Origin of the sequence: Sphingobacterium kitahiroshimense (assembly GCF_025961315.1) — a bacterium.
In the GTDB taxonomy this organism is placed as follows: domain Bacteria; phylum Bacteroidota; class Bacteroidia; order Sphingobacteriales; family Sphingobacteriaceae; genus Sphingobacterium; species Sphingobacterium anhuiense.
The window spans coordinates 3373848-3386664 of the sequence record NZ_JAOQNK010000001.1 but is presented as its reverse complement, the minus strand read 5'-3'; the positions used below and the strand labels follow the sequence as shown (position 1 = coordinate 3386664).

10 protein-coding genes are annotated in these 12817 nt (G+C 36.6%); 7 read left to right on the top strand and 3 right to left on the bottom strand.

Annotated features, from left to right (window positions below):
• Window positions 1-25: 25 nt before the first annotated feature.
• Window positions 26-991: an NAD-dependent epimerase/dehydratase family protein gene (locus M2265_RS15020; protein ID WP_021191861.1), complete on the bottom strand. Its 966-nt coding sequence runs from the start codon at window positions 989-991 to the stop codon at window positions 26-28.
• A 108-nt stretch (window positions 992-1099) separates the two neighbouring features.
• Between M2265_RS15020 and M2265_RS15015 the strand changes: the two genes are divergently transcribed.
• Both M2265_RS15015 and rmuC read left to right on the top strand, forming a co-directional pair.
• Window positions 1100-2284, top strand: coding sequence for a formimidoylglutamase (locus M2265_RS15015; RefSeq protein WP_021191860.1), 1185 nt, complete (start codon window positions 1100-1102; stop codon window positions 2282-2284).
• Between the two features lie 46 nt (window positions 2285-2330).
• Complete coding sequence (gene rmuC, locus M2265_RS15010; protein WP_132771619.1) at window positions 2331-3665, top strand: DNA recombination protein RmuC; 1335 nt, start codon at window positions 2331-2333, stop codon at window positions 3663-3665.
• Here the strand turns inward: rmuC and M2265_RS15005 are convergent.
• Window positions 3662-4762: a DUF4407 domain-containing protein gene (locus M2265_RS15005; RefSeq protein ID WP_021191858.1), complete on the bottom strand. Its 1101-nt coding sequence runs from the start codon at window positions 4760-4762 to the stop codon at window positions 3662-3664. The two genes, rmuC and M2265_RS15005, sit on opposite strands and share 4 nt — an antisense overlap.
• A 173-nt stretch (window positions 4763-4935) precedes the next feature.
• Here M2265_RS15005 and M2265_RS15000 point away from each other — a divergent pair, with 173 nt between their 5' ends.
• Together M2265_RS15000 and M2265_RS14995 are read left to right on the top strand one after the other, a co-directional pair.
• Window positions 4936-7047 (top strand): M3 family metallopeptidase, encoded by a 2112-nt coding sequence (locus tag M2265_RS15000; protein ID WP_132771618.1) that lies wholly within the window; start codon window positions 4936-4938, stop codon window positions 7045-7047.
• A 153-nt stretch (window positions 7048-7200) separates the two neighbouring features.
• The gene (locus M2265_RS14995) at window positions 7201-7521 is read left to right on the top strand and encodes a hypothetical protein (RefSeq protein ID WP_031286983.1); all 321 of its coding nucleotides are present in this window, start codon (window positions 7201-7203) and stop codon (window positions 7519-7521) included.
• Window positions 7522-7726: 205 nt separating this feature from the next.
• On the opposite strand, the gene M2265_RS14990 is transcribed toward M2265_RS14995, so the two are convergent.
• Window positions 7727-9112 (bottom strand): nucleotide sugar dehydrogenase, encoded by a 1386-nt coding sequence (locus tag M2265_RS14990; RefSeq protein WP_132771617.1) that lies wholly within the window; start codon window positions 9110-9112, stop codon window positions 7727-7729.
• A 136-nt stretch (window positions 9113-9248) separates the two neighbouring features.
• On the opposite strand from M2265_RS14990, the gene dnaG reads away from it, so the two are divergent.
• From dnaG to M2265_RS14975, 3 genes are read left to right on the top strand one after another with little or no spacing between them, the layout of a single operon-like run.
• On the top strand, window positions 9249-11243 hold the full coding sequence (dnaG, locus tag M2265_RS14985) for a DNA primase (RefSeq protein WP_132771616.1): 1995 nt from the start codon (window positions 9249-9251) through the stop codon (window positions 11241-11243).
• Window positions 11244-11246: 3 nt separating this feature from the next.
• Window positions 11247-11609, top strand: coding sequence for a YraN family protein (locus M2265_RS14980; protein WP_132771615.1), 363 nt, complete (start codon window positions 11247-11249; stop codon window positions 11607-11609).
• 13 nt (window positions 11610-11622) lie between these two features.
• Window positions 11623-12660, top strand: coding sequence for a glutaminyl-peptide cyclotransferase (locus M2265_RS14975; protein ID WP_132771614.1), 1038 nt, complete (start codon window positions 11623-11625; stop codon window positions 12658-12660).
• Window positions 12661-12817 lie beyond the last annotated feature (157 nt).

Below are 12817 nucleotides of genomic sequence, written 5' to 3'. Positions count from 1 at the left end.
GAGTTTAGGATTAGATTATTTATTGTCAGTTATAGCGTACAGCTATCTCTTTTAAGGTCGTTTCTAAAGGTTTATATTCAAAAGCTAATGCCTGTTGTAATTTTGCATCTGTATAGGCTAGCTTCTCGCTAGAAGCCCTAGCGCTATCTTTTGTAAGGGTCGATTTTTCCTTTTTTATCGATGCAACTGCAGTCGCTAGCGTAGCTGCGATCATCAGTACAGCAGGAGGGATTGCTATTTTAGGAGCTGCTTTACCCATCAAGGCACTTGCCTTCTCCAGTAGTTCCTTATTGCTGAGGTTCACATTGTTGATAATAAAACGCTCTCCTGAAATATTTTTTAGTGCCATTAGATTGCGCATAATGGAAGCCACATCTTCAACATCAACCACACCAACAGTACCTGTTGGGTAGTATTTTAATCCTTTATTGATTAATGAAAATATTGCACCGGAACCTTTTGCACCAGAGGAAGCTCCAATGATAACAGATGGATTTACGATAACAGCATTTAAACCTTCCGCAATACCTCTCCAAACTTCCATTTCACTTTCATATTTTGAAATTGCGTAGTTGGATAACGAAGACTCATATTCCCAATAGTCTTTTTCACTAACAGGAGCTTGATTTTTACTGGATCCTAATGCAGCAACAGAACTGACATGAACAAGTCTGGCCTGATGTGCTAGACAAAGGTTGACAACATAAGCGGTCCCTTCAACATTTACTTTTTTCATGTTCACCGCATCTTGTTTTTGGTAAGATACGACAGCGGCACAGTGGTACACCTCAGTGATATTTTGGAATGCTTCTTCAAGATCAAAGTAGTTACAAATATCAGCGTCAATCCATTGGATTAAAGACGATGATAATAGCTGTTCTGGAATTATCGAGTTTGAGCGTTTCGTAGCTATCACATCAATTCCTAAATCGATCAATTGCTTGATCAATGTAGCCCCTAAAAATCCGGTTCCTCCTGTTATTAATATCACATGTTAAAGATAACGTTAAAAATAATGTTTTCAAAAGTAAGTTAATAAATGGATATTTGTCTAAGGCAAGGTTTTAATTTTTGATTACCGTCAACACAAATTCATCATATGTCATTATCCGTTTTTTTTAGTCCGATTGTTACCCAAAAGCTATTTCCTGAAGAAGGATTTTTTCGTTCGCAACTTGGCAATGTTGTTCGTTTTTATGACAATCAATTTCCGACTTGGGATAAAGACGATAAGCCACAATTGGCTATAATTGGCGTAGAAGAAGATCGTGCTGCTGTTAATAATCAGGGCTGTGCAAAATCTCCTGATGCGATAAGAAAACATTTGTATCAGCTTTACCAAGGGGATTATGCAATCAACGCTGTTGATCTCGGTAATATTAAAGAGGGGGCAACGATAAAAGATACTTACGCAGCACTTAGAGCAGTTGTGGAAGAATTATTAGCCGATGATATCGTTCCCATAATAATTGGTGGTGGTCAGGATCTGACCTATGCACAATACTTAGGCTATCAAAATCTGGGGCAAAAGGTGGAAGTGGCCGTAATAGATGGTCGATTTGATCTGAACCAGGAAAGTGGTGAACAGGTTGCACTGGATTCAAGATCATATTTGAACCATATTATTCTGCACGAACCCGATTACTTATTTAATTTAAATAATATTGCATATCAGACCTATTTGGTAAGTAAAGAATCGTTGAATATGTACGATAAGTTATTCTTCAATGCTACTAGGCTCGGTGCAATAGCCGGTCGAATGGATCAATCTGAACCGCTGGTGCGAGCCGCTGATATGGTTAGTTTTGATATTGGAGCTATCCGTGCTTCTGAAGCTTCGGGCAATGCGAATGCAATGCCAAATGGTTTATTTGGCGATGAAGCCTGCCAGATTGCACGTTACGCAGGGATGTCAGATAAATGTTCTTCAATCGGGTTCTATGAATTTAACCCATCTTATGATCCCATGCAGCAAACAGCCATGTTGGTATCCCAGATGATCTGGTGCTTTATAGATGGCTTTTATAACCGTAAGCAGGATACCCCTTTATTACCAAAATCGTCTTATATTATCTATAGAACGACCCTGGAAAATGAGGAACATGAATTGGTATTTGTTAAAAGTAAAAAATCAGATCGCTGGTGGATGCAAGTTCCATATTTTGGGTCACGTTCTGTTAATGAAAGGTATCATTTGGTTCCTTGTCGATATGAGGACTATCAGATGGCTGTTACAGGTGAAATGCCTGACCTTTGGTGGCGAACTCATCAAAAGTTACAGTAGTTTTAATGGTCTGAAAAGACCATTTTTTATTTAGTTAAGTGAATTTATGGAAACAGTGTATATTATTATCGTTATCATTTTATTAGTTGTTCTAATTGTAATTTCTTTGAAAAAGAAGGATTCACATCAAGATGATAATCAGTGGAGAGAGGAGAAGGAATTAATGGCAATAGAACTGGCAAAAGTGCAGCAACGTGAACAGAGTTTATTGCAAGAGCGGGCGATGTTGCGTGATGAACTGGAAAAAGAACGGGAGCATGTACTGATCGTTGAACGTTCTTTAGAGAGCACGCGTTCTTTTTATGAGGCGCAGCAAGATAAGTTTCAGGAGCAGAAAGTGGAGATTGCTGCTATTAAAAGCCAATTTAATACCGAGTTTCAGGTCATTGCCAATAAAATTTTAGAAGAAAAGACACTTCGATTTACAGAAACCAATTCGAAGTCCATTGGATTGATCTTAGATCCTTTAAAAGAAAAAATCAAACTTTTTGAAGAGAAAGTGGATAAAACTTATTCGCAGGAAGCCGCAGAAAGAAACTCTTTGAAAGGTGTGGTGCAACAGCTGATGGAGCAAAGTTTGCGGATTAAGGATGAAGCGACCAACTTGACGCGTGCTCTTAAAGGTGACGCAAAGAAACAGGGAAATTGGGGCGAGGTAATCTTAGAACGTGTTCTGGAACGCTCGGGGCTTGTGAAGGATCGTGAATTTAGATTGCAGGCATCATTTACAGATATTGATGGGAGACGAATGCAACCCGATGCCATTATTGATTTGCCCGAAAATAAACATCTGATTGTCGATTCGAAAGTTTCTTTGATAGCTTACGAGCGTTGGGTAAATGCAGAAGATGATATCGATCGTGCTGTTTTTGCAAGACAGCATATTTTATCTGTGGAAAATCATGTCAAAGACCTTTCTGCAAAAAATTATCATGAATTGTATGGTATTGAATCTCCAGATTTTGTCTTACTCTTTATGCCGATAGAATCTGCTTTGAGTATGTCGGTTTCCGAAAAACCAGATCTTTTTAGTGATGCATGGGATAGAAAGGTCGTAATTGTAAGCCCATCTACGCTTTTAGCAACCTTACGTACCATAGCTAGTATCTGGAAACAAGAAAGACAGACACGTAATGTTATTGAAATTGCCAAGGAAGCCGGAGCACTTTATGACAAATTCCACGGATTTTTAACAGATATGGATCAAGTACAGGCACAATTGCAAAAAGCATTGAAAAGCCATGAAGATGCTTCTAAAAAACTATCTTTCGGCGCTGGTAATGTGATTAAGCGCGTGGAGAATCTGAAGAAATTAGGTGCTAAGGCAAATAAGCAAATTGATTCCAAATATTTGGATGAAGAAATAGAAGAAGAGGATTAAACCTCTTCTTCTATTTCTTCGTTCATTTTCTTAAGTCTTTTATTGATCGATATATCGATAGAAGCATCTTTTAAATGGTCTATAGCAGCTTTCTCCGTAACGGTATAAGCATCCGATTCATATTCATCGATTATGCGTTGATTGTAGATCGCCTTATCATAAGCATCTCTTCCTGAAAGAAGCTTAACGAATACCGGTAAACACTCAAGGAAAATAAAAAGTAATCCGATGAAAGTAACCGCATTTGCAGTTGCTTCATCCACTTGTCCGTTAGCTTTAAACTTAAGGTTTCCAAGGGCTGAATTTCGGTCAGCAAATCCAGCCAGATTAACAGCGCTATCCAAACTGGCATTTGAAAGCCCTTTTTGATTTAATATACCTTCCGCTTTTTGTTTGTCAAGTATTAAGCGCTCTTTAGCTATAATTGAGCTACGTAAACTGTCAAGATATACTGTTGATTTTTCTAATTCAAGTTCTTTTCGTTTTGCATATGGTCCGTATCCTACTACACCAGATGTTTCGGTTGTTTTATTACCGAAGATTTCAAAGTTGAGCTTTTGTCGATCGGCTTTGATTCTTGCATCAAGGGAATCTCTTTCTGTGGTAAGTGATTTAAGTTGAGTGAGATCAAACGTATATTTTTTGTTAAAAATAATATTTAGACTGTCTATCTTAGCTCGTTCATTGGCAATATAGGTTGTCTTTAAATTTTCTCTTATTTCTTTGTCGAAAATTTTAAGCTCTAAAGGTCTTGAAATAACGATACCAATTAATATGGCAAGTAATATCCGTGGTAAAGCCTGTAAGAATTGAAAGCCACCTGTTTTCGATTTATTAATACTCAATACAATATAACGGTCCATATTGAAGATCATTAGACCCCATATGATACCAAATACAATTGCTAAAAGCCAATCTAGATAGGTTCCACTAAAAACAAAATACATAGCATAGCCACCAGAAAGGGAGGCAAAAAGACCCGTGAAGAAAATGGTAGCACCAATAGCCACATACTTATTATGTTCTTGCGGATATTTTTTTAATGTCTCTTCATGTACACCTGCGCAGTACAAGAAAAAATGATTGATATTATTCATTAATGAAGATTTATGCTATGAGACAACAAAATTATAAAATAGTTTCAGTACTTTTCTGGTTATTACAATATTGTGATAAATATACAATACTTATTTTGATCTTTCTAAAAAGTATTACTTACACAAATATTTGTAACTTTGCCCAAATTATTGCGAGAATAAAAAGATATATAATGAAGAAAAAACGACTTTTGCCATTTTTTTTAATTGTGGCAACAGCCTTTGTTGGTTGCGAACAAAATAAACAAATGACAGATAACCCGCTATTATTAGCATACGATACTCCATTTAATGTTCCTCCATTTGATAAAATTAAAGATGAACATTTTAAACCCGCTTTTGAAGAAGCGCTTAAGGTGCATAATTTAGAGATTGATACAATTATAAATAATTCCGAAGATCCATCATTTGCCAATACCATTGTTGCATTAGAAAATGCTGGAAAATTATTGGGTAATGTATCTACCGTTTTTTATAATTTGAATCAGGCAAATACTAACGATAGTATAAAAGCAATTGCTAAAGAATTAGTGCCCATTATGTCTGCACATAATGATGAAATTTCTTTAAATGCGAAATTATTTGAAAGAGTAAAAGCTGTTTGGTCTAAGAAATCATCGTTAGGTTTAGATAGTGAAGATAATAAATTGTTGGAAGAGACCTATAAATCGTTTGTTCGTGCGGGAGTTAACTTAAAAGATGCTGATAAAGAGAAATTGAAGAAAATTAATTCTGAATTATCGTCATTAACATTACAATTCGGACAGAATTTGATGACTGAGTCTAAAGCTTTTGAATTGGTTGTCGATAGTGCTTCACAATTAGAAGGTCTATCAGAGGCTTTAAAATCAGCGGCTGCTGAAGATGCAAAAGCTAAGGGTAAAGAAGGAAAATGGGTTTTTACTTTGCAGAATCCTTCTATTATGCCATTCTTGCAATACGCTAAAAACAGAGAATTAAGAAAACAAATCTGGGAAGCATACCAAACACAAGGAAATCATGATGATGCTACTGATAATAAAGAAAACTTACGCAAGATTTCAAATCTTAGATTAGCAAAAGCTAAATTATTGGGTTATGCATCTCATGCAGCGTTTGTTTTAGAAGAATCTATGGCTGAAAATCCCGCAAATGTATATGCATTGTTAAATAAATTATGGACTCCGGCACTTAATAAAGCAAAAGGCGAAGCTGCTGATATCAATAAAGAGATAAAAGCAGAGGGGGGTAATTTTGAAGTAGCCCCTTATGACTGGAGATACTATACAGAGATTATCCGTAAAAAAAGATTCGCATTAAACGAAGATGAAATCAAACCTTACTTTAGTTTGCCTACAGTAAGAGAAGGCGCATTTGCTGTCGCTAATAAATTATATGGATTGACGTTCGTTGCTTTAAACAACGTTCCTGTATACCAAAAAGATGTTGAGGTGTACGAAGTAAAAGACAAAGATGGCTCTCACTTAGGTATATTATATGCCGATTTTTTTCCTCGCGAATCTAAAAGAAGTGGTGCATGGATGACATCTTACCGTAATCAAAGTAAAACAGAAGGAAAGCGTAATGCTCCTGTAATCTCGATCGTTTGTAATTTCACAAAACCTGTTGGTGACCAACCGGCATTATTAACTTTTGATGAAGCGAGTACTTTGTTTCATGAATTTGGACATGCTTTACATGGTTTATTATCGAATGTAAAATATAAAAGTCTAGCAGGAACATCTGTTTCAAGAGATTTTGTAGAGCTCCCATCTCAGATTATGGAAAATTGGGCGGCAGATCCACAAGTATTGAAAGAATATGCAAAGCATTATAAAACTAAAGAAGCAATTCCAGATTCTTTAATTGCTAAAATGGAGAAGGCTGGAACGTTTGATCAAGGTTTCGCGACTGTAGAGTATTTGGCAGCTTCTTTATTAGATATGAACTATCATGCAACGACATCACCTATTACTGGAGATATCAATGATTTTGAAAAAGGAGCTATGAAGAAGATTGGTTTAATTGATGCAATAATACCACGTTACAGAAGTACCTATTTCCAACATATTTTTGCCAGTGGGTACTCGGCGGGCTATTATGCCTATATCTGGTCGGAGGTATTAGACTCAGATGCTTTTGCAGCTTTTAAAGAAAAGTCATTGTATGATCAGCCAACAGCAGATTCATTTCGTCGTAATATCTTAGAAAAAGGAAATACAGGAGATCCTGCACAAATGTATAAAACATTTAGAGGAGCGGATCCAGATCCGAAATATTTGTTAATTAAGCGTGGCTTGAATTAAACACAAAAAAAAACAAAAAAAGGAGCAAAATTATTTTTGCTCCTTTTTTTGTTTTTTTATTCGTCAGATTCGGAATTAATCTTTACATTTGATTATTATTTATAATTAGTCTAAATACATACAAGGTGTCATGTTTTAAATAAAGCGAATCATATGTGTCAATCAGTCGTTCTCAGCCATAAAGGCAAATCTCATATCAGTTATTGCACGAAGTGTAAAACATTTTATATCTGGCAAGACTCTTTCCTATTAAGTTTAGGTTATCTTCAGTTTGAGTCCTTTGTTTCCGCAACGATGAGAAGTAATGTGAAAGGGAACTATTTTAGCTTTCCTGATGGTGATATGCGCGTATTGATTGATACACCTTGTCCAGAAATTGTTTTTGTTTTTAATGAAACCGAATGGAATGATTTTTCGGATGCACTGTCAGAATCCACTTACATGAGCGAAATATATCAGATGATGTCCAGCTAAAGATAAAAAGTCCTGTAGGCCTTTTCCACTTTCTTCTTCTATTCTTTTAAAAGGCTTTACAGGCACTATTAAAGTCCGATGTTAATTTATATACGAATCAAATAAATAATATTCGGACTTCTCTCGAACCCAATACATAAAAAATTGGTAAATAAAAAAGGGTTGTTTTCAAACAACCCTTTTTTTATTACAGAAATGCATAGACTTATTCACCGATAGCATAATATTTAAATCCTAGATCTTCCAGGTACTTTCTGTTTAACAGTTTTCTGCCATCAAATATAAAAGCGGGTCGTTTCATTTGGTGTTTTATGGTGTACCAGTCATAGTTTTTAAACTCCTCCCATTCCGTTAACACAGCAATAGCATGGGCGTCTTGGCATGCCTGAATGGGATCATTTACGACCTTTACAAGTGCTCTATTTTCTTCAGGACTTCTTGTATTTAAATAATCGAGATCAGCGTAGATACGTTCGGCTGTGACTTTAGGGTCGTATATCGTGATTTCAGCTTGTTCACTTAATAAGTAATCAGCAACGTAAATAGCTGCAGATTCTCTAGTGTCATTTGTATCCTTTTTAAAAGCCCATCCCAAGAATGTAATTTTCTTTCCTGATACTGTATTGTACAAAGTTTGGATGATATTATCTGCAAAGCGCTGTTTTTGGTGATCATTCATGATGATGACCTGATCCCAATAATCTGCGACTTCATTCAGACCATAACTTCTTGCAATATACACAAGGTTTAAAATATCCTTTTGAAAACAGGAACCGCCAAACCCAACAGATGCCTTTAAAAATTTTGAACCAATACGGGTATCCATGCCAATTGCTTTAGAAACTTCATCCACATTGGCACCTGTTTTTTCGCAGAGTTCAGAGATCGAATTTATCGATGAAACGCGTTGTGCCAAAAAGGCATTTGCCGTCAATTTAGATAATTCCGAAGACCATAAGTTAGTCGTCAAAATGTTAGTGTCAGGAACCCAATTTTGGTAAATTTTTACGAGCGTATCAATTGCTTCTTGATTTTCTCCACCAATTAACACGCGGTCCGGGGCTAATAAGTCTTGAATAGCAGTACCTTCGGCTAAAAATTCTGGATTGGATAGGATATGAAAATTAACACCATTGCCTGTATGGTCGAGAATACTTTTTAATGCTGCTGCAGTACGCACAGGTAAAGTAGATTTTTCGACAATAATCTTATCTGTTTTTGCAACAGAAGCAATTTGTCTCGCACATAATTCAATGTATTTGAGATCAGCAGCCATCCCTTTTCCTTTGCCGTAGTTTTTGGTAGGGGTATTGACAGAAATAAAAATCATATCTGCTTCATCTATAGCTTTATCAACATCAGTAGAGAAAAATAGATTACGACCCCTTGCCTCAGCGACAATCGCTGTCAGCCCTGGTTCGTAGACCGGAAGGTTATCCAAATTTTCGTCATTCCAGGCCGCAATACGTTCGACATTGACATCAACAATGGTGATTTGGATATGAGGACATTGTTGGGCAACAACAGACATCGTCGGTCCGCCTACATATCCAGCACCGATACAACAGATTTTTTTGATATTAAATGACATAGCTTTCTATTTCAGCATTCTTATGGTATTGCAAAAATAGTAAAATATTTAGTTTGGATAGCAGAAATGCCGATGAATTTGATGTTGTAATTGCTTATATATTTATTAAATTTACTGATTATAAAAGGATACGAAATTGATCAAGCAAGAGATAATAGATAAGGTGTTGGATGCTGCTCGAATAGAGGAGGTTGTAGGTGATTTTGTAGACTTGAAAAAGAGGGGTACATCGCTTATTGGTAACTGTCCTTTTCATCATGAGAAGACGCCATCTTTTCACGTTTCTGTTTCCAAAGGAATCTATAAATGTTTTGGATGTGGGGTTGGAGGAGATTCGTTGAAGTTCGTGATGGAACTAGAGAAATTTTCTTATCCGGAAGGCATTAAATACCTCGCTAATAAATACAGTATAGAGGTTGAAGAGGTTGAACGCTCGCCAGCACAGTTAGCGGCTCAAGATAAGAGAGAAAGTTTATATGTGTTGAGCGCATGGGCCAGTAAATTTTTCAAAGATGAAATGTGGACCACAGAGATGGGGCAGGTTATTGGCCTGCACTACTTTAAGGAACGTGGCTATCGGGAAGATATCATCAAAAAATTTGAATTGGGCTATTCCCCCGATAATTGGACTGCACTTGTTGATGCAGCGACCAAAGCGGGTTTTCATCCCGACTATCTGAAGGAAATTGGGCTTGCGATCGAGCGCGATGATAAAAGCTTATACGATCGTTTCCGCGGACGTGTTATGTTTCCTATCCATAATTTGACTGGAAGAGTAATCGGTTTCGGAGGAAGGACATTAAAGACAGATAAGAAAGTTCCCAAATATGTAAACTCACCAGAGAGTGATATCTACCATAAGTCAGATGTGCTTTATGGACTCAATTTTGCGAAAAAAGCAATTATGGAGGAGGATAACTGCTATTTGGTAGAAGGATATGCAGATGTAATATCTACCCATCAAGCAGGTGTAGAAAATGTGGTATCTTCATCAGGTACATCATTGACGACAGCACAGATTCGACTTATTGCGCGCTTCACAAAAAATGTAACAATTCTTTATGATGGAGATGAAGCTGGGATTAAAGCTTCTCTTCGGGGAACGGATATGTTGCTGGAGGAAGGTTTGAATGTTAAGATTTTGCTTTTCCCAGATGGTAATGATCCCGATTCGTATGTAAAGACTTATGGTTCTTCCGTATTTAAGTCCTATATCAAAGAGAATCAACAAGATTTTATTTTTTATAAAACTAGAATTTTACTTCGCGATACCAATAATGATCCGATAAAAAGGGCAGAGGTGATCCGTGATGTCGTTGAGAGTATCGCATTGATTCCGGATGAAATTAAAGTTTCAGTTTTTATACGGGAGTGCAGTAATTTATTGGATATTGAAGAGCGAATCTTACTTTCAGAATTAAATAAGATCCGAATTTCAAAATCTAAGAAAGCAGATAAGGATTTCACTAAGAAGAGTACTCCGGTTATGGGGGCAGGGGCTCCACCAATGGATGGACCTCCTGCAGATTTTTTCATGACCGATGAAGAAAGAGGTGGTGCCGCGCCGCTGGCACCAGAGACACCTGCGCAGCAGATTACTTCAGAAATACTTCAAGAACGTGAAATTATACGGATTCTTATCAATTATGGCGACTATCTGGCGACCTGGGAAGGGGACGGAGATATACCAGTAGCAGGGGTTTTACTAAGTAATATCGCTGATGTCAATTTTGAGGACAAGGCCGCAGCTTTTATCTTAAATGTTTATCGTGAGGCGGTTGAAAAATTTGAAATACCGGAGGCTAAGCAGTTTTACTCTAATCAAGACGCTGCTGTTGCTGAGCTTGCTATTAACTGTGTTGCGTCCAAGTACAATCTGAGTGAAAACTGGAATGATGATAAACGTAAAATCTATGTAACTCAAGAATATGAGCATTTAAAAGTGCTTGTTATCACTTCGATTTACCGCATCAAAAAACGTAAAATAACCCGTGAAATGGTCAAGATCCGTGAAGAGCTAAAGACGGAAAAGGATGACGCGAATGTCGAAGTTTTAATTTTCAAATATCAAAAACTTAAAGATGCCGAGAAGATGTTAGGAGGATTACTCGGAAATACCGTAGTCAAGTAAAGTATGGCCAAGCATCTTGAATTCGGCAAATTAGGAGAGTCTTATGCGGAAAAATTTCTGCAGGATTTAGGGTGTGAAATTTTGTTAAGAAATTGGCGATATAAGAATTTAGAAGTAGATTTGATAGTCAGAGATGCCGGTATTTTAGTTTTTGTTGAGGTAAAAACTCGTCGTAAGCTTGATTACGGAGAACCGTTTGAGTTTGTTGACTGGCAGAAGAAACGAAAATTGACAAGAGCTGCAGATGTATATTTGAAAAAATATGATGTGACTGGAGAAATTCGCTTTGACATTATATCAGTTCTCATCACAGATAAAGATAATATACAATTAGAACACATCAAAGATGCGTTTTGGAATGAATAAAAGTAGATTTAATATGAAAAAAACAACCTATATCCTCTTAGGTTTAGTACTTGGTTTAAGTGCCTGTAAAACGAAGAAGTCAGGTAAACTGGAGTTTGCTAAACCCGATGCTAGCCAATCAATTCAGCTAGGTGATCCAATTCAATTTCAGCTCAAATTTAATTCACCTGATCTGGACTCGGTTGTATATTATATCGATGATAAGATGGTTGCTTCTGGAAAAGATACTTCTGCAGTGCAGGTAGACAGTAAGAACTTAGCCTTGGGTACACGCAATATTTCTGCAAAGGTATATCAAGGAACAAGTATTGATAGTGCAAACGCATACATCACTATAGTGCCACCAGCTCCAAAAGAATATGGGTTCGAAATTGTCAATAAATTTCCACATGATACGACAGCATTTACCCAAGGGTTACAATATGAAAATGGGTTTTTGTATGAGTCAACAGGTAGTGGCGGAGGTACACTTACCTCCTTGAGACGCGTTGACTTAAAAACTGGTAAAGTGCTACAGAAAAAAGAGTTTGATTCAGAAAAATATTTTGGTGAAGGAATGACCATCATGGGAGATAAAATCGTGATGTTGACATGGAAAAATATGGAAGGTTTTGTTCTTAATAAATCAAGTTTTGAACTGGAGAAAACTTTTCCTTATAAGGATAGTAAAGAAGGTTGGGGCTTAACCTACGATGGCAAAAGATTAATTAAGTCTGATGGATCCAATAAATTATATTTTTTAGATCCGAATACACAGCAAGAAATGAGTTCTGTTGATGTTTATGACGAAAATGGTCAGGTGAATTTTCTAAATGAACTGGAGTATATTGATGGTAAAGTGTATGCCAATGTATATGAAAAGGATGTTATTGCTATTATAAATCCTGAAACTGGAATCGTAGAAGGTCGAATTAATTTAGTTGGGATCTATCAGCATGCACAATACGATAATGAGTTGAATGGTATCGCCTATGATCAAGCAGGTAAAAGATTGTTTGTCACTGGAAAACTTTGGAATACGCTATTTGAAATCAAGATGATCGCCCGTTAGGCTACCTACCTTGTCACATTAAAAAATATCTATTTTCAATCAGTAGCTTTGATGCGATGAAGATTGAAAAAAAGAGCATAAATAGATTTTATGCTCTTTTTTTTGTCTTAAGTTTTGGACGCATTACCTCTCTTAGATAGACATATAGATTTGCTGG